This is a genomic window from Massilia sp. IC2-476, assembly GCF_020707295.1.
In the GTDB taxonomy this organism is placed as follows: Bacteria; Pseudomonadota; Gammaproteobacteria; order Burkholderiales; family Burkholderiaceae_D; genus Telluria.
Genome location: NZ_JAJFER010000001.1, coordinates 776,501 through 799,294, shown reverse-complemented (window position 1 = coordinate 799,294; position 22,794 = coordinate 776,501). Strand labels below are relative to the sequence as shown.

The 22,794-nt window shown below is 66.5% G+C and carries 20 protein-coding genes and 1 pseudogene; 11 read left to right on the top strand and 10 right to left on the bottom strand.

Annotated elements, in window-relative coordinates:
* Positions 1 to 3 precede the first annotated feature (3 nt).
* Positions 4 to 762, top strand: a complete 759-nt coding sequence (locus LK539_RS03685; protein ID WP_227799546.1) for an ABC transporter permease — start codon at positions 4 to 6, stop codon at positions 760 to 762.
* Positions 752 to 1,480: an ABC transporter ATP-binding protein gene (locus LK539_RS03680; protein ID WP_227799545.1), complete on the top strand. Its 729-nt coding sequence runs from the start codon at positions 752 to 754 to the stop codon at positions 1,478 to 1,480. The genes LK539_RS03685 and LK539_RS03680 overlap by 11 nt, the downstream gene beginning before the upstream one ends.
* 167 nt (positions 1,481 to 1,647) lie before the next feature.
* On the opposite strand, the pseudogene LK539_RS03675 reads toward LK539_RS03680, so the two are convergent.
* Positions 1,648 to 2,640 (bottom strand): annotated as a pseudogene (locus LK539_RS03675) (sulfatase-like hydrolase/transferase); the annotation flags it as partial.
* A 550-nt stretch (positions 2,641 to 3,190) separates the two neighbouring features.
* Between LK539_RS03675 and LK539_RS03670 the strand changes: the two are divergent.
* Positions 3,191 to 3,622 (top strand): hypothetical protein, encoded by a 432-nt coding sequence (locus tag LK539_RS03670; RefSeq protein WP_227799544.1) that lies wholly within the window; start codon positions 3,191 to 3,193, stop codon positions 3,620 to 3,622.
* A gap of 11 nt (positions 3,623 to 3,633) precedes the next feature.
* On the opposite strand, the gene LK539_RS03665 is transcribed toward LK539_RS03670, so the two are convergent.
* On the bottom strand, positions 3,634 to 4,380 hold the full coding sequence (locus LK539_RS03665; protein WP_227799543.1) for a hypothetical protein: 747 nt from the start codon (positions 4,378 to 4,380) through the stop codon (positions 3,634 to 3,636).
* Positions 4,381 to 4,525: 145 nt separating this feature from the next.
* On the opposite strand from LK539_RS03665, the gene LK539_RS03660 reads away from it, so the two are divergent.
* Together LK539_RS03660 and LK539_RS03655 are read left to right on the top strand one after the other, a co-directional pair.
* A complete protein-coding gene (locus LK539_RS03660) occupies positions 4,526 to 5,896 on the top strand; it encodes a TonB C-terminal domain-containing protein (protein WP_227799542.1) in 1,371 nt (456 codons plus the stop codon).
* Positions 5,897 to 5,961: 65 nt separating this feature from the next.
* Positions 5,962 to 6,276: a hypothetical protein gene (locus LK539_RS03655; RefSeq protein WP_227799541.1), complete on the top strand. Its 315-nt coding sequence runs from the start codon at positions 5,962 to 5,964 to the stop codon at positions 6,274 to 6,276.
* A gap of 15 nt (positions 6,277 to 6,291) precedes the next feature.
* Here LK539_RS03655 and LK539_RS03650 read toward each other — a convergent pair whose 3' ends face one another.
* On the bottom strand, positions 6,292 to 9,000 hold the full coding sequence (locus LK539_RS03650) for an alpha-1,6-glucosidase domain-containing protein (RefSeq protein WP_227799540.1): 2,709 nt from the start codon (positions 8,998 to 9,000) through the stop codon (positions 6,292 to 6,294).
* A 66-nt stretch (positions 9,001 to 9,066) separates the two neighbouring features.
* A complete protein-coding gene (locus LK539_RS03645) occupies positions 9,067 to 10,647 on the bottom strand; it encodes an oligopeptide:H+ symporter (protein ID WP_227799539.1) in 1,581 nt (526 codons plus the stop codon).
* A 261-nt stretch (positions 10,648 to 10,908) separates the two neighbouring features.
* Here LK539_RS03645 and LK539_RS03640 point away from each other — a divergent pair, with 261 nt between their 5' ends.
* Positions 10,909 to 12,552, top strand: coding sequence for an alpha-amylase family glycosyl hydrolase (locus LK539_RS03640; protein ID WP_227799538.1), 1,644 nt, complete (start codon positions 10,909 to 10,911; stop codon positions 12,550 to 12,552).
* Complete coding sequence (locus tag LK539_RS03635) at positions 12,552 to 14,429, top strand: glucokinase (protein WP_227799537.1); 1,878 nt, start codon at positions 12,552 to 12,554, stop codon at positions 14,427 to 14,429. Before LK539_RS03640 ends, LK539_RS03635 begins: the two co-directional genes overlap by 1 nt.
* A 10-nt stretch (positions 14,430 to 14,439) precedes the next feature.
* Here LK539_RS03635 and LK539_RS03630 read toward each other — a convergent pair whose 3' ends face one another.
* A complete protein-coding gene (locus LK539_RS03630; RefSeq protein ID WP_227799536.1) occupies positions 14,440 to 15,057 on the bottom strand; it encodes a LysE family translocator in 618 nt (205 codons plus the stop codon).
* 8 nt (positions 15,058 to 15,065) lie between these two features.
* Complete coding sequence (locus tag LK539_RS03625; protein WP_227799776.1) at positions 15,066 to 15,839, bottom strand: SDR family NAD(P)-dependent oxidoreductase; 774 nt, start codon at positions 15,837 to 15,839, stop codon at positions 15,066 to 15,068.
* 96 nt (positions 15,840 to 15,935) lie between these two features.
* Between LK539_RS03625 and LK539_RS03620 the strand changes: the two genes are divergently transcribed.
* Positions 15,936 to 16,844 (top strand): LysR substrate-binding domain-containing protein, encoded by a 909-nt coding sequence (locus LK539_RS03620; protein WP_227799535.1) that lies wholly within the window; start codon positions 15,936 to 15,938, stop codon positions 16,842 to 16,844.
* Positions 16,845 to 17,004: 160 nt separating this feature from the next.
* Here the strand turns inward: LK539_RS03620 and LK539_RS03615 are convergent, their stop codons facing one another.
* Positions 17,005 to 17,466 carry a hypothetical protein gene (locus tag LK539_RS03615; protein WP_227799534.1) on the bottom strand — a complete coding sequence of 154 codons (462 nt, stop codon included), beginning with the start codon at positions 17,464 to 17,466 and terminating at the stop codon, positions 17,005 to 17,007.
* A 215-nt stretch (positions 17,467 to 17,681) separates the two neighbouring features.
* Between LK539_RS03615 and LK539_RS03610 the strand changes: the two genes are divergently transcribed.
* Entirely contained in the window at positions 17,682 to 19,043 is a 1,362-nt protein-coding gene (locus LK539_RS03610) for a serine hydrolase (RefSeq protein WP_227799533.1), read from the top strand.
* A gap of 12 nt (positions 19,044 to 19,055) precedes the next feature.
* Here the strand turns inward: LK539_RS03610 and LK539_RS03605 are convergent, their stop codons facing one another.
* The gene (locus LK539_RS03605) at positions 19,056 to 19,952 is read right to left on the bottom strand and encodes a LysR family transcriptional regulator (protein ID WP_227799532.1); all 897 of its coding nucleotides are present in this window, start codon (positions 19,950 to 19,952) and stop codon (positions 19,056 to 19,058) included.
* A gap of 71 nt (positions 19,953 to 20,023) precedes the next feature.
* Here LK539_RS03605 and gstA point away from each other — a divergent pair, with 71 nt between their 5' ends.
* Both gstA and LK539_RS03595 read left to right on the top strand, forming a co-directional pair.
* Positions 20,024 to 20,635 (top strand): glutathione transferase GstA, encoded by a 612-nt coding sequence (gstA, locus tag LK539_RS03600; RefSeq protein WP_227799531.1) that lies wholly within the window; start codon positions 20,024 to 20,026, stop codon positions 20,633 to 20,635.
* Positions 20,635 to 21,309, top strand: a complete 675-nt coding sequence (locus LK539_RS03595; protein WP_227799775.1) for a glutathione S-transferase family protein — start codon at positions 20,635 to 20,637, stop codon at positions 21,307 to 21,309. Before gstA ends, LK539_RS03595 begins: the two co-directional genes overlap by 1 nt.
* Here LK539_RS03595 and LK539_RS03590 read toward each other — a convergent pair.
* Both LK539_RS03590 and LK539_RS03585 read right to left on the bottom strand, forming a co-directional pair.
* Positions 21,301 to 21,870: a YdeI family protein gene (locus LK539_RS03590; protein ID WP_227799530.1), complete on the bottom strand. Its 570-nt coding sequence runs from the start codon at positions 21,868 to 21,870 to the stop codon at positions 21,301 to 21,303. The two genes, LK539_RS03595 and LK539_RS03590, sit on opposite strands and share 9 nt — an antisense overlap.
* Entirely contained in the window at positions 21,867 to 22,763 is an 897-nt protein-coding gene (locus LK539_RS03585; protein ID WP_227799529.1) for a LysR family transcriptional regulator, read from the bottom strand. The genes LK539_RS03590 and LK539_RS03585 overlap by 4 nt, the downstream gene beginning before the upstream one ends.
* Positions 22,764 to 22,794: the final 31 nt, after the last annotated feature.

Here is a 22,794-nt window from a genome sequence, read left to right as displayed (position 1 = left end):
GCGATGGATAGACTGAACAGGATTTGGCCCCCGCTGCTGGTACTCGCCGCCGTGGTTGCGATCTGGTGGATCGTGGTCGAGCAAAGCGGCAGCGTAATCTTTCCGACACCGGGGCAGGTGGCCGCCGGCACGCTGGAGCTGGCGCGGAACGGCACGCTGTGGCAGCACATCGGGGCTTCGCTGCTGCGCGTAGCCACCGGCTTTTTGATCGCGGTGCTGGTGGCGCTGCCGCTCGGCCTGTGGATGGGGCGCGTGGACGCTGCCTATCACACGCTGAACCCGATCTTCCAGATCCTGCGCCCGATCTCGCCGATCGCCTGGATCCCGATCGCTATCCTGTGGTTCGGCGTGGGCGACATGTCGCCGGTATTCCTGATCTTCCTGGCCTCGGTGTTCCCGATGATCCTGCAGACCTCGGCCGGCGTGCACGCCATCGACGCCCGCTACCTGCGCGCGGCCGAGAACTTCGGCGTCCCGCGCGCCAAGCTGTTTCGCCAGGTGATCGTGCCGGCCGTGCTGCCCGAGATCCTGACCGGCATGCGCATCGGCCTGGGCGTGGCCTGGCTGGTGGTGGTGGCGGCCGAGATGATAGTACGCAGCTCGGGCCTGGGCTACCTGATCATGGATTCACGCAATGCCGGCAACCGCTACGACCTGGTGGTCGCGGCGATGATCATCATCGGCCTGATCGGCCTGGCCATCGATGTCCTGATGCGCCGGCTGGAAGGACTCAAGGGAGTGAGGTGGCGTTATGGACGCTAAGATCGACATCCGCGCACTGCGCAAAACCTTCAAGTCGCTGCCCGTGGTGGACGGTATCGACCTCGCGGTTGCGCCGGGCGAATTCGTGGCCATCGTCGGACCGTCGGGCTGCGGCAAGTCGACCCTCATGAAGCTGCTGGCCGGCTTCGAGCATCCCGACAGCGGCGCGGTGGCAATCGACGGCGTGCCCGTGACCAGGCCTTCGCCGAACGCCATCGTCATTTCGCAGCACGGTTCCGTGTTCCCCTGGCTGACGGTGCGCGAGAACCTGATGTTCGGCCTGTCCGGCAAGGACGATGCGGTGAAGAGAGCAACCGCCGACCACTACGCCGAGGTGGTGGGCCTGAAGGGTTTCGAGAAGGCGCATCCACACGAGCTGTCCGGCGGCATGCTCAAGCGCGTCGAGATCGCGCGCGCGCTGGCGGTCAAGCCCGACATCCTGCTGATGGACGAACCCTTCTCGGCGCTGGACGCGCTCACGGGGCTGAAGATGCGCAACGAGCTGCTGCGCATCCTGCGCGAAGAGCGCCACACGGTCATCCTGATCACCCACGATGTGGAAGAGGCGCTTTATCTGGCCGACCGCGTGGTGGTGCTGTCGCCACGCCCAACCACGATCCGCTCCGTGTTCGCCGTCGCGCAGCCGCATCCGCGCAAGGTGTCCGAGCCGGCATTGCAGGAAATGAAGGATGCGATCCTGACGCAGCTCGGCCTGTAGGCGGCCGGCGCCGCGACCCACAGCGAGCGATAGGTGGCGGAGGGGTTCAGCACGGAGGCGCGCATCGCGGCCAGCCGGTCCGGTTCCGGCTGTGCGGGGTGCCGGTTAAAAGCGCTGTAGCCGAGCCCGAGGCGCCCGCCGCCGACCCGCAGGCCGCTGAACTCGAGGATAGTCGGGAGCAGGTCGAAGTGCACCAGCTGCTCGCGGTTCCTGGCTGGCACATCCTCGCCGATGAAGGCGTTGAACAGGGTGCGCTTTGGGACGCGTTCGAGTGCGTCGGAAAGCGGATTGCGGCGTGCCAGGTGGTCTCCCTGGATGACGATGTTGGTGTCTTTCAGATAGCCGCGTGCGCGCACGTCGCGTACGAAGGCCGCTACTTCGGCCGCGGTGCAGCGGACCACGCCGTCGAAGCCGGCATGGCCGCGCAGTGCGCAGCTGCGCGACAGGTGGCCGGCCGGTTCATGGGTATCCACGGTCAGCAGCGTCAGGTTGAAGGGGCGGCCTGCGGCATGCAGCTGGTCGAGCCGTGCGAGGGCGCGGCTGAACAGCTCGTCGTCGAACAGTCCCCATCCATTCATCCGCTCCTGAGGCACGCCCTGTTCCTGCCACTCTTCCTTGCCATGGATCTCGTGGTAGTTGTGGGCCTGCAGGAAGCGGCCTTTGCCGGCGAACCTCGGCGACGCCCCGCCCATGAACACGTTGCGGTAACCATGCGCGGCCAGGATGTCGCTGAGGCAGGTGGCGTTCGGCAGGAAGGAGGGAACCAGTTCTCCCTGCGTATTCTCGTCGAAGACCGTGATCCGCTTGAGCGGGACCGCACACTGGGTGGCGACGATGGCGGCGATGGTCCAGCTGGTGCCCGGCACCTGTTCATAGGCGCCGAAGCTGCTGGCTCCGAGGCTGGTCAGGGGCGCGATCAGGTTGTCCCCGAAGACCTGCGCATCGGCGTAGCCAGCCTCCAGACTCTCGACGTAGATGAGGATGAGGTTCCTGGGCCGGCTGCCCTGGACGCTGACGGTGGAAGCTTCCACGTAATGCCTGGAGAAGTAGTCGGGGCCAAGGCTGGAGGCGACGTAGTCGACCACCGAAAGCTGGTGCAGCCAGAGCAGAATGGCAGCGCACAATGCGAGCGACGGCAGATAGGGGCGGGCTCGCAGCATGACGCGGTAACGGCGAGCCGTCGCCCAGCGTTCGGCCAGCAGCACCAGGGCGAGCAAGACCACCGGGATCAGGACGCTCCAGCGCACGAAGCGCCGGACGATGAGCGTATCCGTTGCTTCCAAGCCCTGGGTCCCGAACTGCAGGTGGTACACGATCTGGTCGATATCGGGCCTGCCGAAGTAGCGGTTGATCCAGTAGTTCAGGCAGAACAGCAGGATGGCGGCGAGCCAGACGCCGGCGCGGACCAGGGGCGAAGGGCGGAAGATGCGGCGATGTGCTGGCGTTACCGTGGCTGGCTTGGTCCTCATGGCCAAGCATTCTAGATAGCGCTTTAGTTAAGAAACGTTGCCGAATGTAAAACGATGTCAAGAGCTTGTAAGCTTAAGTTCGATCCTGCATCGGTAAGCAGCTAGCATAAAGCGCCCAGGCACGCCATTAGGGGTATCTTTTAGTTGTTCCCCCTATTGTGTACCGGTATTGTCCCTGTAGAATTATTCAGATAAGCCACAACAAGCGATACGCCTGATCTCGTGCCTGAGGGGGACTTTGATGAGAAACGACGTACGCCAGGAAAAGCTGATTTCGCAGCATATCGACGTCGCCCTGGTTTACAAGGAAATGTTGGGTCTGGAGGAGGCGCGCGCCTATCTGGACCGGGAAAATATTCCGAGAGAAATCGCAGACAGGGTCCTGTTGACGGAGCAGAAGCGCGGCGCCAACGGCGCGGGGCCGGCTGAGCCGCATCCTAAACCAGTGTCGGTATCCGGTTGCCGCAGAAGGAACCGCATCCACGATGCGATCGTGGAGGCCGCCCTGAAGCTCGAACGCAAGTGCGGCCGCGACTGGGCGCTGGCCCTGCTGCGCGACGAGCGCGTGCCCGAAGCGGTAGCAATGCGCGTGCTGGCACAGGGGCCGCGCCAGCTACGGACCAGGAGCGCAGGCGATGCCGGCACCCACGGCGCCATCATCTTCGCCCGCTAGGGCCGCCTTCTTCAGTCACGCGCCGTGCGCCACTCCTGGCGCTTGGCAGGTTCTTCCGGCGACGGGCAGTTGGTCAGCCTGATCTTGCCGTGCATTTCGATCATCTCGACATTGGTCGCGGGCGAGCGCTCCGTGATGCAGTAGGTGCCCCGTCCCGTGATCACGCGCGTGCGGCGCGCGCCGTCGCCCGTGTTGTTCACCAGTTCTTCCACTTTCGGCGCTTCCCAGATCCGGGTCGGCGCCAGCGCACGCGCCTGTTCCATTCCCTGGCGCATGCGCAGTTCCGGGCTGTCCGGCGGGGCCACGATGAGCGGCTTGGCTTCCTTGCGCAGGGCGCGGTCGATGCTGCCGACGCTGCGGCGCGCGTTTTCCAGGATGGTCGCAGTGCTTGGCGGGGGCGCCGCCTCGGGTAGCGGGGCTGGAGCAGGCGCCGCTTCCTGAGGCGCAGCTGTCGGCGCGTTTGCGTCGGGTGCAGCCTGGGGTGTCATGCGACGGGGCGCGTTGGGACGGACCTGCGGCGGCGCGGAAGGCCGGCCTGCCTCGACGGGGCGTAGCGCCGGCTCGGGCTTGAGTAGCAGGGGCGGCAGCCGGAGCCACTGCATGGCCGGGCCTTCCTGGCGGGCTGGCAAGGGCGGCAGCGTGCGCGCCAACTGCCATGCCAGGATCAGGGCCGCATGGACGAGGACCGTGACCAGGATGCCGGGCAGGCGGCGCTCGGCCGGGAACGAAGCAGCAGGGGAGAGCGAAAGACTGGCCATATCGGAACAAGTATAGCGAACGGCGGGCGCCGCAAATCCACGAATTATTTCCGTGGCGGGCAGCCGACGCTGGACGTTTTACCGCTCTGTTGTTGTGTTAGCATCGTCGGATTCTTTGCCTTTTGGCATCCCTCATCCCCGCCACATGCACCGCTCGATCACGGCTCTCCCACTGCACGGTTTTCCCTGGCGCATGCGCATCGCGCTGCTGGTGTCCGTGCTGGTGCATGCCATGTTCCTGAGCCTGAGCGTGGGTAGTGGCTTCGGCCTTCCCGGCTTTCGCTTTCCGTGGGAAGAGCGGCGCCTCGGCGCGCATGAGCTGCGCGTGGTGCTGGCCGAGCCGCCGCCCGTGCTGCCTTCTCCTGTCATCGAGGATGCCGCACCGGTGGCAGCTCCAGCACCAGTTCCACTACCAGCACCAGCGCCCCGGCTCGCGAGACCGGCGACCGAGACCAGCGTAAGCACATTCAGGCAGGCCGACACTCCTCGCGTTGTCGACATGCCCTCCAGTCAGCCCGATGACGCCGAGCAGCGCCGAGTCGAGCAGGAGGCGCGCGAGCGCGAGCGGCTGCTTGCGCTCGCCCGGCAGGAAGCGGCAAACAACGAGGCGGCGCGGGTGGAAGCGGAGCAGAAGGAAATGCAGCGGCAGGAACAACTCAGGCTGGCACAGCAAGAAGCGGCACGGCAGGAGCTTGCCCGGCAGGAAGCGGTAAAGAAAGAAGCGGCGCGGGTGGAAGCGGAACGCCAGGAGCTTGCCCGGCAGGAGACTCAGCGGCAGGAGAGTGCACGGCGCGAGCACGAGCGCGCCGAAGCCGCCCGCCTGGAAGCGGAGCGGAAGGAAATGCAGCGCCACGAACAACTCAGGCAGGCGCAGCTGGAGGCTGCGCGGCGTGAGGCGGCGCGGCAGGAGCTTGCCAGGCAGGAAGCGGCAAAGCAGGAGCTGGCCCGGCAGGCGCAGCTGGAGGCTGCGCGGCGTGAGAAAGCGCGGCAGGAACAGGCCCTGCAGGAGCAGGCGCAGCTGGAAGTCGCAAAGCGGGACCAGGCCCAGCGCGAGCGGGCCGAACAGGAAGCGAAACGGGAAGAGCGCTTGCGCGCGATCGGCAGGCAGCTCGACCAGGAAGCAGCCCAGCGCGACGCCGCCAACCGCAGCCCGGGCGTGAGTGGCCTGCGCCGCGGCTGGTTGTTCGGACGCGCCGATCCGAACGCCGACCTGGTCCAGTATGCGCTGGCCATGGGCCGCAAGATCGAATTCAACCAGACTTTCGACACGGTGCGCGAGCTGGTGAAACAGCCGCACGTGCGTCCCGTCGTGACGGTGGCGGTGCGCGCCGACGGCAGCGTGGAAAAGGTGACGTTCGTGACTTCCAGCGGCGTTCCCGCCCTCGATGAAGCGGTGCGCAAGGTCATTGCGAGCCAGGCGCCCTACGGCCCCTTCCCGCCGGCGCTGGCGCGCCAGTACGACGTCATCGAAATCCGCCGCACCTGGATCTTCGACAGCGCCATCCGGCTGGAGTGAGCTGTGCGTCGCCTGGAGAAGGCTTCTGCTATGGTTTTGCTGAACAATTCAGCAGAGGAGCCGGCATGGAGCGATACCTGATCGTTTACCGCGGATCGACCGTCGACGAGACGGAAGGGCCCCAACACGACCCGCAGCGCTGGGCCGCCTGGTTCGATTCGCTGGGCGCGGCGCTGGTGGAGCGCGGCGGACTGGCGCACAGCAGCGTCGAGGTGCCGAGCCGCCTGCGCGGCCCGAAACTCAACAGCGCCTCCCTGTCGGGCTATTCCGTCATCAGCGCCGCCGACTTCAACGAGGCGGTGCGGCTGGCCGAGGCTTGCCCGATCTTCGACGAAAAGGGCTCCGTGGAGATCGCCCGCATCGTCGGGCCGCTGGCCTGATCCGCGGCCTTTCGCCTAGTCGGCGACGAACACCACTGCCGTGCGCGGCGGCACCGTGAAGCTGCCGCTCGCGCTGTCGAAACGCGCCTGTACGGCGCGCTTGTCCGCCGCTTTTGCGGCGGCATGCACCGGATGCAGCTTGAGGCGCTTGCCGCGCAGCGCGGCGTCGCCCACCGTGTGCGCCACCGTGTCCACGTTCACCAGGTAGCTGATGCCGGCGAAGTTCGCGCCCGGATAGCCCTTGCCGTCGATCCAGGCCGCCAGCACGGTCGGCTGCTGCTGCGCGCCCGTGTTGAAGAAGCGCAGGCGCTGCACGATATCGTCCGTCGAACGCATGCGGAACAGGGTCGAGCTGGCGCGGATCGCCAGCAGGTCGCGGAAGGCGTCGCGTGCGAACGCGATGTCGGCTGGCTTCGGCTTGATCGCGGCATTGGCCAGGAAAGGCTTGAGCAGCGCCCAGTCCTTGCCGTTGTCGTCCTGCGGCGGCAGGCCGGTGCCGAAGTAGTTGTCCTGGTAGCTCCAGTCGATGCGGTTGAACCAGTCGCCCGAATTGAAGCTGTTCTTGTCCAGCGACTTCGAGCGCAGGGTGTCGATGCCGGCGTGGTAATAGGCCACGCCCTGGCTGAAGGCATTGATCGCCATGCCCAGCACCTGCACCCGGGCGCGCTCGGCGGCGCTGGTCCGCAGCGGCAGCTTGAGCACGTTGATGTCGAACAGCGTCTGGTTGTCGTGGTTCTCGACGTAGTTCACGACTTCGCCCGGCTGGCTCGCGTAGCCGGCCGGCTGGTTGCCGTAGGCGATATCCGCGAGCTTGCGGGTGCTGCCATCGAAGGTCTGCAGGGAATAGGGGCGGACAGAGCCGGCGAGGCCGACGCGGATCATGTCGGCCGCGCGCAGCAGGTCGACGCGCGGGTGCTCGGCGCCGAGCGCATTCGGGTCGTACACCAGGCCGTTGATGTAGCCCTGGCGCCGGATCATCGCTTCGCCCGAATCGCCCGCCGAACCGCCACGCACCGCGTCGCGCGCACGGTCGCTGAAGGTGCCGATGCCGGAACCGTTCAGGGACAGCTGCGAAGCCTGCACGAAGCGGGCGCCGTCCGCCACTTCGCCGAAATTCCAGCCTTCGCCGATCAGCTGGACGTGGCGGCCCGCCGCCTTGTCCACGCGCCTCTGCAGGCGCTCCATGGCCGCGCGCGGCTGGTGGCCCATCAGGTCGAAGCGGAAGGAATCGATCTTGTAGTGGCGCGTCCACAGCTCGGCTGAATCGATCATCAGCTTGGCCATCATGAGGTTCTCGGTGGCCGTGTTGTCGCAGCAGGTCGAGCGCTCGATCGCTCCCGCCGCGTTGAGGCGGTGGTAGTAGCCGGGCACCACGCGGTCCAGCACCGACTTTTCGTTCTGGCCGGCGATGAAGGTGTGGTTGTAGACCACGTCCGTGCCCACACGCAGTCCGGCGCGGTGCAGGTCCATCACCATCTGCCGGAACTCGAGGATGCGGCGCGCGCCGTCCGACGGGTCTGTGGCGTAGCTGCCCTCCGGCGCGTTGTAGTGGTAAGGGTCGTAGCCCCAGTTGAAGCAATCGGTGTCCGCGGTCTTGCGCGTCAAGGCCTGCTGGCTCTCGCCGTCCGGGCTGCCCGCAGGCTGCGGCACGGCGCAATCCTTTTCCGGCACACTGCCGAGGTCGTAGACCGGCAGCAGGTGGATGTCGGTCAGGCCGGCCCTGGCCAGCGCCTTCAGGTGGCGCATGCCGTTCGAGCCGGCTTCGCCGAAGGCGGCGTACTTGCCGCGCTTGTCCACCGGAACACTCGGGTCGTTGATCGAGAAGTCGCGCACGTGCAGCTCGTAGATCACCATGTCGGTCTGCGCCTTGACCGTGTTCGGCGCGCGGGTCGCATCCCAGCCCTTGGGCTTGAGGCGCGCGGCGTTCAGGTCGGCGACATAGCTGCGCTTCGAATCCGTCGTGAGGCTGACCGAATAGGGATCGGTGACGAGGTTGCGCACCAGGCCCATCCCATCGACCGCGACGTCGACCGCATACCGGTAATAGCTGCCCGACAGGTCGCGCGCGACCTGGGCGGCCCAGGCGCCGGTGCGGGCATCGAAGGCCATGTCATGCACGGCGGTGGCGCGGCCGCTGGCGCTGTCGTAGGTGCAGATCGCAACGCTGCGCGCGGTCGGCGCCCACAGGCGGAAGGCCGTGCGTCCCTGTTTCGGCGTGGCGCCCAGATCGGTGATGCCGTCGGCCGCCGCGTACAGGTCGTCCAGCGCGCCGGCTACCTGGATGCGGGTGGCGGCGACTACCCTCCCGTCGGCAGCTTCCTGCACCAGCACCAGCTGACCGCGGTGCAGGTCCTTCATGCGCGCCAGGTCGGCCGGACGCAGCGACAGCACCGGGCCGGCCGCCAGGTACTTGAAGCGGACCGGCAGTTTGGCAGCGGATTTCTCGAGCGTCAGTGCGCCGTCGGCCCCTTCCACCTTGGCGCCGGGCTTGGCCACGATGGAAGCATTGGCCGAGTGGTAGAGGCGGACGCTGGCGCCCGCGTCGGCTCCGGGCCAGGTCAGGAGGCGGCGGTCGAGCCAGACCGCGCGCGCGTCCAAGGTGGCGCTGGAAGCCTGCAGCACTTCCTGGAACGATGGGTTGTCGCAGGTGGCGAGGGGAACCGCGGCGTGGGCGGACGAGGCAAGAGCGGCGGCTGCCAGTGCAGCGTATCGAAGTGGAGTCATCGTAGCGTGGGTGGGTCCTCCCGCCCACGCGTTCAGGCAGCAGTGACCCACCAAAAAGATTGAAAGTCAGGCGCGGTAGTGGTCGACCATCTTGTAGCGCCTTGCGTACAGGCCGAAGGCAAGGGCGGCCAGCATTGCGAAACCGGCAAAGAAGTACATCTGGAAGGCGATCACGCCCATGCCGGAGCTCTCGATGTGGGCGATGACGCCCTCGTTCTTCACGCCGGAATTCACGATCAGCACCCACAGGTTGCCGACCGTGACCGCCAGGTACCACAAGGCCATGATCACGCCCTTCATCGAGGCCGGGGCCTGGCTGTAGGCGAATTCGAGGCCGGTAGCCGAGACCAGCACTTCGCCCAGCGTCAGGAGGGCGTAGGGCAGGATCTGCCACGCGATCGACACGGCGTCGCCGGCATCGAGCTGCACCTGCAGGTTGCCGACCACGATCCAGGCGAGGGCCGAGAAGGCGATGCCGGCGGTCATGCGGCGCAGGGCGGTCGGCACCAGGCCGATCCTGTTCAGTAGCGGGAACAGCACCAGGTTGTTGAAGGGGATGAGCAGCATCACCAGCAGCGGGTTCAGCGCCTGCATCTGGGCCGGGATCACGTCGAAGGTCCAGCCCAGCAGGTTGACTTCGGTGGACATGGCGTTCGCCTGCACGATCCAGGTCGAGGCCTTCTGGTCGAACAGCGACCAGAAGGGCGTGACCAGGCCGAACACGATCAGGATGCGCAGCACGGCGCGCACGCCGTCGACCGCGATGTCCGGATGCGCGCCGCGGGCACGCTCGAGCTGCATGGAGGCGCCGATGCCGATGAAGGCCATCAGCAGCACGAGCGCCGTGCAAATGGCGATCACCGGGCCCCAGCTCGACCACATGGTCAGCGCGGCCAGGGCGCCGAGCACGCCGGCGAGCGCGACGATCAGGCCAGGACGGCCCGCGCCCGCCTGCCGCGCCAGCACGGCGGTGCGCACCACGCGCAGGAAGGAGTGCGGATCGGCCGGGCTTGGCGGCACGTGCACGTACTTCTTCTTGCCGCTCCACAGGACGATCGTGGCGATGAACATCAGGATGCCGGGAACACCAAAGGCGACCGAGGGGCCGTAGTCGCGCAGCAGGATCGGCATGGAGATCGAGGCGAAGAAGGAGCCGAAATTGATGATCCAGTAAAAGGCATCGAATACCACCTTTGCCTTGCTCTTGTTGGTCTTGTCGAACTGGTCGCCGACGAAGGACGCCACCAGCGGCTTGATGCCGCCCGAGCCGAAAGCGATCAGGAACAGGCCGAAGTAAAAGCCGCTGACGCTGTGCTCGAAGATGGCGAGGCAGGCGTGGCCGGCGCAGTAGATCAGGCTGAACCAGAAGATGGTGTTGTACTTGCCGAAGTAGCGGTCGGCCAGCCAGCCGCCCAGCAGGGGGAAGAAGTACACGCCCATCATGAAGGTGTGGAACACGTGCTTGGCTTCGCTGGCGCGCTGGTCCTGGGCCACGAACAGCAGCAGCGTCGAGATCAGGAAGGGCGTCAGGATGTTGCGCATCCCGTAGAAGCTGAAACGCTCGCAGCCCTCGTTGGCGATGATGTAGGGGATCTGGCGCGGCATGCGGCCGGCGCTGCTCACTTCTTTGGTGGCTGGAGCATTCATGGCGTCCTCGGAAAATCGAAACAGACGCGATCCTATGCCGAGGCTGAGTAGCTTTGCAATAAAAATATCGTTGAGATGCAAAGAAGTTATTAATAACCCGTAGTTTAGCTACTTATACTGTGTGTCCAGTGTGGGAGATTCTTCTGTAAGTCATTGACTATAAAGAGAATTGATGGATTTATGGATGAGTTGTGCTAATTGTAAATTTTTCCATCGTCCTGTATATTACCTAGAATTTCTGACATTCTTCGGACAGCAGCCATGACCCCGACTTCGACGACCGACAACCCGAACTGGTGGAAAGAAGCCATCATCTACCAGGTCTATCCGCGCAGCTTCCTCGACACCAACGGCGACGGCGTGGGCGACCTGCCCGGCATCACCGACAAGCTCGACTACATCGCAAGCCTGGGCGTAGACATCGTGTGGCTGTCGCCCTTCTTCAAGTCGCCGATGAAGGACTTCGGCTACGACATCGCCGACTACTGCGACGTCGACCCGCTGTTCGGCACCCTGGCCGACTTCGACAAACTGATCGCGAAGGCGCACAGCCTGGGCCTGAAAATCATGATCGACCAGGTGATGTCGCACACGGCCGACACCCATCCCTGGTTCGTCGAGAGCAGGAAAAACCGCGACAACCCGAAGTCGGACTGGTACGTGTGGGCCGACCCGCAGCCCGACGGCTGCCCGCCCAACAACTGGCTGTCCGTGTTCGGCGGCTCGGCCTGGCAGTGGGACACCCGCCGCAAGCAGTACTACATGCACAACTTCCTCACCAGCCAGCCGCAGCTGAACTTCCACAATCCGGAAGTGCAGCAGGCCCACCTCGACGCCCAGCGCTTCTGGCTCGCGCGCGGCGTCGACGGCGTACGCATGGATGCCTGCGTGTTCCACTTCCACGACCGCCAGCTGCGCAGCAACCCGCCGGCGCTGGTGCGGGACACCTCGACCGTCACCGACGTCAACCCCTACGGCATGCAGGCCCATATCTACGACAAGACCCAGCCGGAGAATGTCGAGTTCCTGCGCAGGGTGCGCGCCCAGCTCAACGAGTTCGGCGCGGTCTCGATCGGCGAAGTCAGCTCGGACGACGCCCTGGCCCAGATGGCCGAGTACACCGAAGGCGGCGACAAGCTGCACATGGCCTACAGCTTCAACCTGCTCACGCCGGTGTTCACGGCAGGCCACATCCGCAAGCAGGTCGAAGAATTCAACGAGCGCGTCAAGGACGGCTGGGCCTCCTGGTCGGTCGGCAACCATGATGCGATCCGCGTCATGACCCGCTGGGGCGGAGAGAACCCGACGCCGGCGCTGGCCAAGCTGGTGCTGGCGATGCAGCTCTCGCTCAAGGGCACGCCCTGCCTGTACCAGGGCGACGAGCTGGCCTTGACCGAAGCGGACGTCCCGTTCGAGCTGCTGCAGGACCCCTACGGCATTACCTTCTGGCCCGAGTTCAAGGGCCGCGACGGCTGCCGCACCCCGATGCCCTGGACGAACGAAGCGCCGAACGCCGGCTTCACCAGCGGCACCCCGTGGCTGCCGGTGGCCGAGCCGCACCTGGCCGCCAACGTCGCCCAGCAGGATGCCGATCCCGATTCGATGCTGAACTTCCAGCGCCGCTTCATCGCGTGGCGCAAGACCATGCCGCAGCTGACCCGCGGCGAGATCGCCTTCTTCGATGCGCCGGAACCGGTGCTGGCCCTGCGCCGCGACGTCGCGGGCATCGACAGCGTGCTGGCCGCCTTCAACCTGTCGAACCGCGAGGTGAGCTTCGACTGGCCCGCCAGCAGCGGCGCGCAATCGCTAGAGTCGCACGGCCTGCCGGGCCAGGCGGCCGGCGGCAAAGTGACCCTGCCGCCGTATGGCGCCTGGTTCGGCAGCGTCCCGGGCGGCGCAGCATAATGGGCGGCGCCGGGGACGCAGCAAAGCTGGCGGAACGATCGGCAGCCACCGCGTTTGCGGACGGCCCGCGCCTGCTGGCCGACATCGGCGCCACCCACGCGCGCCTGGCGTTGCAGACCGCACCCGGCAGCTTCACCGCCGTGCGGGTGCTGAAATGCGAGGACTTCGAAGGCATCGTTCCGCTGCTGCGCTACTACCTGGGCGACCACAGCACGCAGTTTCATCCAAACCTGCGCCTGCACCACGCGGCGCTGGCGGTGGCCAATCCGATCAGCGGCGACTTCGTCCGCATGACCAACCGCGACTGGGAATTCTCGACCGACGCGGTGCGTCGCGAACTGGGCTTGGCCACGCTCCTGATCGTCAACGACTTCACCGCGCTGGCGATGGCGATCCCGGGCTTCACCAGGGACGACCTGATGCAGGTGGGGCACGGCACGCCCGCCCCGAACGCCGTGGTGGGCGTGCTGGGGCCGGGCACCGGCCTGGGCGTGTCGGGCGTGATCCCGACCGAGGACGGTTTCGTCACCCTCGGTAGCGAGGGCGGCCACGTCAACTTTGCCCCCGCCGACGAGCGCGAGTTCGCGATCCTGCAGCATGCCTGGCAAGAGTGGCAGCACGTCTCCAACGAGCGCCTGATCTCCGGCCCGGGCATGGAAATCATCTACCGCGCGCTGGCGGCGAGGAATAGCTTCCATGCGCCCGCACGCAGGGCGGCGGAGATCATTGACGGCGCGCTGGAAAGCGGGGATCCGCTGTGCCTGGAAACCCTGGAATGCTTCTGCGGCATGCTGGGCGGCGCCGCAGCCAACCTGGCGGTGACCCTGGGCGCCTTTGGCGGCATCTTCATCGGCGGCGGCATCGTGCCGCGCATGGGCGAATGGTTCGCCAGCTCCCCGTTCCGCACCCGCTTCGAGGCCAAGGGGCGCTTCTCGCGCTACCTGGCCGAGATCCCGACCTACGTCATCACCACGCCGAATCCCGCCCTGCACGGCGTGGCCAGCATCCTGGCCGAACACCTGCGCGGCCGCAGTGGCGCCAACAGCCTGATGGACCGCATCACCCAGTTGCGCCATGGCCTGAGCCCCGCCGAGCAGCGCGTGGCAAGCCTGGTGCTGGAGCAGCCGCGCCTGGTGCTGAACGAGCCGATCGCCGAGATCGCGCGCCTGGCGGACGTCAGCCAGCCGACCGTGATCCGTTTCTGCCGCTCGCTCGGCTTCCAGGGCCTGGCCGACTTCAAGCTCAAGTTCGCCAGCAGCCTGACGGGCGCCATTCCCGTGCGCCACAGCCAGGTGCGCACCAGCGACAGCACCCACGACCTGTCGGCCAAGGTGATCGACAACACGGTGTCGGCGATCCTGCGTTTCCGCGACCAGCTGGACGTGCGCGCGCTCGACCGCGCCATCGAGCTGGTGAGCCGGGCGCGCCGCGTCGAGTTCTTCGCCATGGGGAATTCGCGCGCGGTGGCGCTCGACGGCCAGCACAAGTTCTTCCGCTTCCGCATCCCGACCTCGCTCTACGGCGACTCGCACCTGTTCAAGCTGGCGGCCGAGCTGCTGCAGCCGGGCGACGTCGTGATCGCGGTGTCGAACTCGGGCAGCATCGCCGAGCTCCTGACGGCGGTCGACATCGCACGCAATGCCGGCGCCGACGTGATCGCCATCAGCAACAGCCAGTCGCCGCTGGCGCGCAAGGCCACCGTGTGCCTGGCGGTCGACCATGCCGAGGACAGTACGAGTTTCCTGTCGATGATCTCGCGCATCCTGCAGCTGCTGCTGATCGACATCCTGGCGGTGGGCATGTCGGTGGATGGGCAGCACGGCGATGCGGAGGGAGCGCAGGCGCGCCGGCTCCTGATCTCACACCTCGACAGCTGAACCGAAGCCGTCACGCCAGCAGCAGGCCCAGGCCGAGCAGGACGAACAGGCTGCCGGCCAGCTTCCTGCCCGATGCCGGACTGACCCGGTCCCGCAGGCGCGCGCCGGCCCAGGGAGCGGCCAGGATGTAGACTGCGTGGGCAACCAGGGTGCAGGCCGCGAAGCTCAGGGTCAGCGCCAGGAAGCGCGCGGCCAGGCCAGGGCCGGTCCCGACGAATTGGGGGAACAGCGCGCCGAAGAACAGCAGGCCTTTCGGATTGGTCGCCGCGACCGTCAAGCCTTGCATGAACAGGTCGCGCCTGGTTGGCGCGGGAGTCCGCGGTACGGAAGCGATCCGCGTTGGCCGCGCCGGCCACCACGGTTGCAGTCCCAGGTAGATGAGGTAGAGCGCGCCGCCGATCCTGAGTGCCTGCAGCGTCCAGGGCAGCTCTTGCATCAGCAGTCCGAGCCCTGCAGCCGCAGCGCCGGCCACGATGAACAGGCCGGCGATATTGCCGCTGGAGCTGACCAGTGCGTGCGACCGTCCCCGTTCCAGCGTATTCGAGACCGCGAGCAGGATGGCCTGGCCCGGCGTGAAGGCAGTGACGAGGGAGGCCAGCAGGAAGGCGCTCCAGCACTCGGAATCCATGGCGGCTCCTACAGGCTTTGTCCATTGTCCGCCCGGACCACCTGTCCCGTCATCGAGCGTGCGCCAAGCAGCATCAGGACGGTGGCGGCGATATCCTCCGGCGTGGAGACGCGGTTCAGCGCCACGTCGCCGGCGAGCGCATGCATCTTCGCTTCCATGCCTTGCCACCAGCGCGTGCCGACCGCGCCCGGCGCCAGGCAATTGACGCGGATGGCCGGCGCCAGCGCGCGTGCCAGCGAGCGGGTCAGCCCGTGCAGGGCAGCCTTGGACACGGCATAAGGCAGCGAGGACCCGTAGCCGGTCTCGCCCGCGATACTGCCGATGTTGACGATCGCGCCGTCGGCGCTGCGGCGCAGGAAAGGTGCGGCCGCGCGTGCGCAATAGAAGGCACCCTTGACGTTCACCGCATACAGCGCGTCCCAGGCCGCGTCGTCGATGGCGTCCAGGTCGGCGAAGGGCAGCTGCCGCGTGCTGCCCGCATTATTCACCAGATAGTCGATCTGCCCGAAGCGCTGCGCAACCGCGTCCGTCATGCGCGCCACTTCCTGTGCGTCGGCCACATCGGCCTTGAGCGACAGCGCGCGTGCTCCGCTTGCCAGCAGCTGCGCGACGGTCTCTTCGGCGTCGGCGCTGCTGCGCGAATACACGACCGCCACCGTCGCGCCCTGCGCTGCCAACAGCCGGCTGACGGCACGGCCGATCCCGGTGCCGCCGCCGGTGACGATGGCCACCCTGCCCGCGAGCGCGGCGGATGCTTCCCCTCCCTGGCTTTCCTGTTGCATCACGTTTCCTCCTGGTTGACGCGAGCATGGTAATTCGGGAAGATACTGCTGAATATCGCAAAGTTTGCGATCAACACTTCAGAAAATCCGAACGATATGCGCAGGGTGAATTTTGATCTGGACGCGCTGCGGACCTTCGTCGCCGGCGCCGACCTGGGCAGCTTTGCACGCGCAGCCGACCAGGTCGGCCGCTCCGCGTCTGCTGTCAGCGCCCAGCTCAGGAAGCTCGAGGAGCAGGCCGGCATGCCCTTGCTGCAGAAGTCGGGCCGCGGCCTGGTGCTCACTGCGGCAGGTGAAACCATGCTCGGCTACGCGCGGCGCATGCTCAGGATGAACGATGAAGCGCTGCTGGCGCTGGCCGGCAGCGCGCTGGAAGGAAAGGTGCGCCTGGGACTGCAGGAAGACTTCAGCGATCACCTGCTGCCCGATGTGCTCGGAAAATTCAGCCGTGGCCACCGCGGCGTGCAGATCGAGGTAACCGTCGGCAGGAACGCCGACTTGCACGACGCCATGCGCGACGGCAGGCTTGATCTGGCCCTGGCCTGGCACACTCGCGGGCCGACGCCTCATATGGATATCCTGGGCAGCTACCCTTTGCATTGGATGGGACCCGCCGACGCCAGCCTGTTGGCTGCGGGCCGGCCCGCGCCGCAGGACGGCCCGCTGTCCCTGGTCAGCATTGAAGCCCCATGCCGCTTGCGCTCGGCCGCCACCGACGCCCTGGATACGGCAGCCATCCCATGGCGGATCGTGTATGCGAGTCCGAGCCTGAGCGGGGTCTGGGCCGCCGTGGCCGCGGGCCTGGGCATCGGCGTACGCACCGGCTTTGGCCTGCCGCGGAGCCTGGTCTTGCTGGCGCCGGAAGAACATGGTTTGCCGGCATTGCCGCGTGTGGAATTGGCCTTGCACCGCTCGCATGAGCAGCTTGCGCCGGCCGCGGCGCGGCTGCGCGAACTCATCGTCGAGCACATCGTGCAGGATGCGCGGGAGCTCCAGGCGGCCTAGCGCCGAGCCGACCGGGAGGCAGGCGCCGCTGGTCCAGGGAGAAGGTCGGCCGGCATGCGTGTGGAGGCACGTGCACCGGCCACGACCAGCGGCTCTATCAAGGTAGACGGTGCCTGGTGGCGCCGTTTGCGGCAGCTCAATCGTGTTCGTGTAACCGGATTCAGTTGGCGCTCTTGAGCTCGACCCGCTCGATGTTGCGGCGCCATTCCTGCAAGCTCATCAGGGTATCGGTCTCGGCGTCTTCCACCAGGATTTCGTCGCCCTGCTGGGCGACCAGGAAGCTCTCGCGGCGGCGCACGTCGGCGGCGCGGTTCTCCACATACGTGAGCTGATAATACTTCTTGCCGTTGATCTCGCGCGGCGCCGGATCGTCCTCGATGACGGCGCCGTGCGCCTTGCCCTTGGAGCGCTTCTCGATCTGCTCGGACCAGGCCTTCAGTTCCGGCACCGCCAGCAGGGCGGCCATCGCCTGCTCTTTGGTGCGCGCCGGCGCTTCCTTGACGACGGCGGGCGCCGGCTTCGGCTCCTCGCGCTCGGCACGCTTGCAGCCCGCGGCCGCCAGCGCCAGGGCAAGGCTGGCCAGCAGGGGCAGGGAAGGACGGAATGCAGCGCGTATCGACATGGGAAGCCTCACAGGGTGAGGGGGAAGTCTACACCCTGTGTGTTTCAGCAGCAATAATTCGCCGGGTTAGGGTGACGAGAGACAGGCCATTCGCACTGTGCAAGCACTTGTCATCACAGCGCTCGCAGGGAATTCAATGGAAGAAGATTTGCCATTTGATAGAAAAAATAGTGCTATATTCGAGCATGTATTTATAACAACCCTATGGAGACTCCATGCGTCTGTTTTCCCTTATCTTTGTTCCCCTGTTCCTTGGCGCCGGCTGGGTGCAGGCCGATCCGATCGACGAGCTGGTGCAGGCGGAAATGAAGCGTACCAATACCCCGGGAATCAGCCTGGCGGTCGTGCGTGACGGGCGCGTCGTGCGCGAGCAGGGGTATGGACTGGCGAATGTCGAGCACGGCGTGCCGGTGACGGCCGCGACCGTTTTCCAGTCGGGCTCGATCGGCAAGCAATTCACTGCCGCGCTTGTCATGCTGCTGGTGGAGGAGGGAAAGCTGAAACTGGACGATCCGATCTCGCGCCATCTTCCGAAGTCGCCGAAGGCGTGGAAGAACATCACCGTGCGCCACCTGCTGACGCATACCTCGGGTGTCGGCGATCCGGGCAAGAAGGTGGACCTGCGCAAAGACTATACGGATGCCCAGATGATCGCCATCGCGGCGAGCATGCCCCTGCGTTTCCAGCCGGGCGAGCGCTGGGAATACAGCAATACCGGCTACCACCTGCTGGGCTATATCTGCAACAGGGTCGGCGGCAAGTTCTATGGCGACCAGTTGCGCGAGCGGATCTTCGGTCCGCTCGGGATGGGGGCGCGCGTCATCAGCGAACGCGACATCGTGCCGCATCGCGCCGCCGGCTACGAGGTCGAGAACGGAGAACTCAAGAACCAGGCCTGGGTGTCGCCGACGATGAACACCACCGCCGACGGCAGCCTGTACCTGACGGCACATGACCTGGCGCTGTGGGACCTGGCGCTGTACCAGGACGCGCCGCTCAATGCGCGCGTCAAGGAGTCGAGCTGGACGCCCGTCACGCTCAAGGGCGGCGCCACCCATCCGTATGGCTTCGGCTGGGACCTCGCACCGCTCAACGGTCACCGCCGCATCGCGCACAACGGCAGCTGGCAGGGCTTCCGCAGCGTGATCAGCCGCTTCGTGGATGACCGCTTGAGCGTCATCGTGCTGGCCAACTCCTCGTCCGCGCCGGTGGAGAAGATCGGCAATGCGGTCGCGCGCCATTACTTGCCTGCCCTGGTGCAGCAGCCGATCTCGGATACCGAGCCCGAAGCAACGGCGCGTGCGCGCGACATCCTTGCCCATTTCGAGCGCGGGGTGCAGCCGCCTCGCCTGTCGCCGCGCGCCAGAGGCGTGCTCACGCCGGAATTCATGGGCTGGGTGGCCAAGGACATGCAGGGCTTCGGCAAGCTGGTCGGGCTCGAGCCCCTCGAGCGCAAGACCAGGGGAGAGCTACGTCTTTACGTGTACCGCACGCGGTTCGACAACGACACCGTCACCATGCGCTTCGTGATCAACAAGGCCGACGAGATCGAGGGTGTCGAGCTGCTGCCGGAATGAGCCAGGCCGGACTCAGTCCGGCAGGCCGAGCGCCCCATGCAGGAACTCGAACATGAGCTTCATGCGTTGCAGGTGGCGGGTGTCCGGATGGGCCAGCGCCCACAGCTCGGTCTCGAGTTCAGCGATGGGGCCGTCCACAATCTCGACCTGCGGGTTGTCCCTGAACAGCGCCAGCGGCACCACACCCACGCCCATGCCGTGCACCACGGCGCCGGCGACCGACAGCACGCTGTTCATGCGGTAGCGGGGAATCACCTTCGGATGGTGCAGGCGGCGCCAGCGCTGCGAAGGATGGTCGGGCAGGGTGGCGTCGAGCGCGATCCAGTCCATGTCGCGGTAGTCCGGGATGTGGCGGTGCGCGGCCAGGTAAGCCTTGCTGGCATACACGGCCGCTTCCAGACGGCCGAGCCGCACGCCGACCAGGTGCTCGGGCGGGTTCTTCGTGGCGCGGATCGCGATGTCGGCGTCGCGGTGGCTCAGGTTGGCCAGGGCGTTGGAGGCGATCAGTTCCAGTTCGATCTGCGGATAGCGTCCGCTGAAAGCCGCCATCGCCGGCAGCAGCAGGCTATGCATCACCGAGTCGGTGGTGGTGATGCGCAGCGTTCCGGACGGTGTGGCGCCGGTGTCGAGGGCGGCTTCCCTGGCCTGTTCGAGCTGGGACTCGATGCGTTCGGCGTATCCCGCCAGCGCGATGCCTAGTTCCGTGGCCGCGTAACCCTGGCGGCTGCGCTCGAACAGCAGTTCGCCCAGGTCCTCCTCGATGCGCTTGATCGAGCGGAACACGGTCGAGACATCGACCTGCAAGCGCTCGGCGGCGCCGGCCAGCGTGCGGCCGCGGTGCAGGGCCAGGATCAGCTCGAGATCGGGCAGATCGAGCTTCGATTGCGTTTTTGCATAGGGAAGTTTCATGGGCGCCTATTTTAATTGCAGTTTCGCATAGTTAGAGTGGCGACTCTCACTCACCATCCATTGAGGTCACCATGAAACTGTACTATGCACCGGGCGCATGCTCGCTGGCTTCCCACATCGTCCTGCGCGAGGCCGGCCTGGACTTCACGCTCGACAAGGTCGACACCAACAGCAAACGCACGGCCGAGGGCAAGGATTTCCTTACCATCAGCCCGCACGGCTATGTGCCGGCGCTGGAAATCGAACCGGGCCTGGTGCTGACCGAAGGCCCGGCCATCCTGCAGCTCCTGGCTGACAAGGCCCCCGGCGCGCAGCTGGCTCCAGGCGCCGGCACATTGGCGCGCTACCAGCTGCAGTCCTGGCTGAACTTCATCACCTCCGAGATCCACAAGGGCTTCTCGCCGCTGTTCAAGCCGGAGATGCCGGCGGAAGCGAAGGCCCTGTTTGTCGAGCAGCTCGGCAAGCGCTTCGACGTGCTGGAGCGCCACCTGGCGCAGAACGACTACCTGGTGGGCGAGCGCTATTCGATCGCCGACGCCTACCTGTACGTCACCACCAACTGGGCGGCGTACCTGGGCATCAGCCTCGATCGCTGGACTGCGCTGAACGCCTTCCGCGCCCGCGTGGCGGCGCGTCCGGCAGTGCAGGCGGCGCTGGCGGCAGAAGGCCTGAAGGCAGCGTGATGATGCTTAAGCTGATCAGCCATCCGCTGTGCCCCTACGTGCAGCGGGCCGTGATCGCGCTCGCGGAGAAAGGCGCGCGCTACGAACGGATCGACATCGACCTGGCCGACAAGCCGGCCTGGTTCAGCGCGGTGTCACCGCTCGGCAAGACGCCGGTGCTGCTGGTGGACGGGCAGCCGGTGTTCGAATCGAGCGTGATCTGCGAGTACCTCGACGACACCGTCGCGCCGCGCCTGCACCCGGAAAATGACCTGGCGCGCGCCCGCCACCGCGGCTGGGTCGAATTTGCGTCCTCGGTGCTGAACACGATCGGCAGCCTGTATTCGGCGCAGGACGGGGCGGCCTTCGACACGGCGCTCGGCTTGCTGCGCGAGCGCTTCGCCTTCCTGGAAACGGTACTGGGGGAGGGGCCGTATTTCGGCGGCCTTGAATTCTCGCTGGTCGACGCGGCCTTCGGGCCGGTGTTCCGCTACCTCGACCTGTTCGACGCGCACGGCGTCCATTGCGTGCCCCCTGAGTTGCGCAAGGTGGCAACCTGGCGCCGTGCGCTGGCGGCGCGGCCCTCGGTGGTGGATGCGGTGGCCGGCGATTATCCGGAGCGCCTGCGCGCCTTCATCCTGCGTCGCGGCGGGGTGCTTGCGCAAATCCTTTCCGGCGAAGCGGCGCTAGCGTAAACGTGTGCCGGCCGCGCAGGCCTGGATCAGTTTGTCCAGGCGGCCGGCGCGCGTCTCGTCCTTCTTCGCATTGGTAATCCAATGCAGCACCGTCTTGCGGTAGCCTGGCGGGACGGTCTCGAAGTAGGTCCATGCTGCTCCCTCCTGCCGGAAGCGCTCCAGCTCCGCCTGCGTGAGCTCGGGGACGTCGAGGCGTTCATGCGAATAGACGCCGGACCTGGCCTCCGAGCGTTGGGCGAAAGCCGCCTCGCCCGCTGGCCTCATTTTCCCTTCCGCGCGCAGCTTCTCCATCTTCGCGATGTTCACGACGCTCCAGATCGACGATGGCTTGCGCGGCGTGAAGCGGATCGAGTAGCTGTCCTCGTCGATGCGCCTGCGCACGCCGTCGATCCAGCCGAAGCACAGCGCCTCGTCGACAGACTCGGACCAGCTCATGCAGGGCCGGCCGCTACCCACCTTGTGAAAGCCCACCAGCAGCTCGCTTGCACTCGCCGCATTGGCCTCCAGCCAGGCACGGAAAGCCCCGGCGTCGGCGAAGAAGCTCGGTTCGGTCTTGCTCATGCCGGCAGCGCGATCTCGGCGCGCAGGAAATCGAACATCGCTTTCATCCTTCCAAGATAGCGGGTGTCGGGATGGGCCAGCGCCCACAGGCCGATGTCGAGTTCCGGCAGCGGATCGCCCAGCATCACGGCATGCGGATGCGCGCGCATGACCGCCAGCGGCACCACGCCGACCCCCAGGCCATTCACCACCGCCCCCGCCACCGCCAGCAGGTTGCCGACCTTGTAGCGCGGCGCCACCGAGGGCAGGGCGGTGCGGCGCCAGATGTGCGACGGGTGCTCGGGCAGGCTGTCGTCGAGCGCGATCCAGTCCATCTCGCTGACATCCCGACCCTGCGGTTGCATGGCAAGGTAATCGCGGCCGCCCCAGAGCGCCGAGCGCATGGTGCCGAGCCGGATGCCGACCAGGTGCTCGGGTGGCGCATTGGTGACGCGGATGGCGATGTCGGCTTCGCGCTGCCCGACGTTGGCGATCGCATTGGTGGTCGCCAGTTCCAGCTCGATGCGCGGATAGGCAGCGGCGAAACGCGGCAGTATCGGCAGCAGCACGGTGTGGAACAGGGTTTCGGTGAGCGTGATGCGCAGCAGGCCCGAAGGCTCGGTGTCCTGGTTGAAGGCGGTCTCGCGCGCCTCCTCGAGCTGCTTCTCGATGCGCTCGGCGTGGGCGGCGAGGGCGCGTCCCAGTGTCGTGGCCGCATAGCCGTGGCGGCCGCGGTCGAACAGCACCTCGCCGATGTCCTTCTCGATGCGCCGGATCGCCCGGAACACCGTGGACGCATCGACCTTCAGGCGCTCGGCCGCGCCGGCCAGCGTGCGGCCGCGATGCAGGGCCAGGATGGTCTCCAGGTCCGGCAGGCCCAGCTTCGATTGCAGATTTGCAGAGGGTGCTTTCATGGCTGCTTATTTTATTCGTCCGGTTGCGCCG

Bases quoted from the DNA above. Each gene is read 5' to 3' on its own strand.
- LK539_RS03625 (WP_227799776.1), bottom strand. From the start codon at position 15,839: ATGCAACAGGAAAGCCAGGGAGGGGAAGCATCCGCCGCGCTCGCGGGC.
- LK539_RS03640 (WP_227799538.1), top strand. From the start codon at position 10,909: ATGACCCCGACTTCGACGACCGACAACCCGAACTGGTGGAAAGAAGCC.
- LK539_RS03680 (WP_227799545.1), top strand. From the start codon at position 752: ATGGACGCTAAGATCGACATCCGCGCACTGCGCAAAACCTTCAAGTCG.
- LK539_RS03615 (WP_227799534.1), bottom strand. From the start codon at position 17,466: ATGTCGATACGCGCTGCATTCCGTCCTTCCCTGCCCCTGCTGGCCAGC.
- LK539_RS03605 (WP_227799532.1), bottom strand. From the start codon at position 19,952: ATGAAACTTCCCTATGCAAAAACGCAATCGAAGCTCGATCTGCCCGAT.
- LK539_RS03665 (WP_227799543.1), bottom strand. From the start codon at position 4,380: ATGGCCAGTCTTTCGCTCTCCCCTGCTGCTTCGTTCCCGGCCGAGCGC.
- gstA (WP_227799531.1), top strand. From the start codon at position 20,024: ATGAAACTGTACTATGCACCGGGCGCATGCTCGCTGGCTTCCCACATC.
- LK539_RS03635 (WP_227799537.1), top strand. From the start codon at position 12,552: ATGGGCGGCGCCGGGGACGCAGCAAAGCTGGCGGAACGATCGGCAGCC.
- LK539_RS03620 (WP_227799535.1), top strand. From the start codon at position 15,936: ATGCGCAGGGTGAATTTTGATCTGGACGCGCTGCGGACCTTCGTCGCC.
- LK539_RS03650 (WP_227799540.1), bottom strand. From the start codon at position 9,000: ATGACTCCACTTCGATACGCTGCACTGGCAGCCGCCGCTCTTGCCTCG.
- LK539_RS03585 (WP_227799529.1), bottom strand. From the start codon at position 22,763: ATGAAAGCACCCTCTGCAAATCTGCAATCGAAGCTGGGCCTGCCGGAC.
- LK539_RS03595 (WP_227799775.1), top strand. From the start codon at position 20,635: ATGATGCTTAAGCTGATCAGCCATCCGCTGTGCCCCTACGTGCAGCGG.
- LK539_RS03645 (WP_227799539.1), bottom strand. From the start codon at position 10,647: ATGAATGCTCCAGCCACCAAAGAAGTGAGCAGCGCCGGCCGCATGCCG.
- LK539_RS03590 (WP_227799530.1), bottom strand. From the start codon at position 21,870: ATGAGCAAGACCGAACCGAGCTTCTTCGCCGACGCCGGGGCTTTCCGT.
- LK539_RS03670 (WP_227799544.1), top strand. From the start codon at position 3,191: ATGAGAAACGACGTACGCCAGGAAAAGCTGATTTCGCAGCATATCGAC.
- LK539_RS03630 (WP_227799536.1), bottom strand. From the start codon at position 15,057: ATGGATTCCGAGTGCTGGAGCGCCTTCCTGCTGGCCTCCCTCGTCACT.
- LK539_RS03655 (WP_227799541.1), top strand. From the start codon at position 5,962: ATGGAGCGATACCTGATCGTTTACCGCGGATCGACCGTCGACGAGACG.
- LK539_RS03610 (WP_227799533.1), top strand. From the start codon at position 17,682: ATGCGTCTGTTTTCCCTTATCTTTGTTCCCCTGTTCCTTGGCGCCGGC.
- LK539_RS03660 (WP_227799542.1), top strand. From the start codon at position 4,526: ATGCACCGCTCGATCACGGCTCTCCCACTGCACGGTTTTCCCTGGCGC.
- LK539_RS03685 (WP_227799546.1), top strand. From the start codon at position 4: ATGGATAGACTGAACAGGATTTGGCCCCCGCTGCTGGTACTCGCCGCC.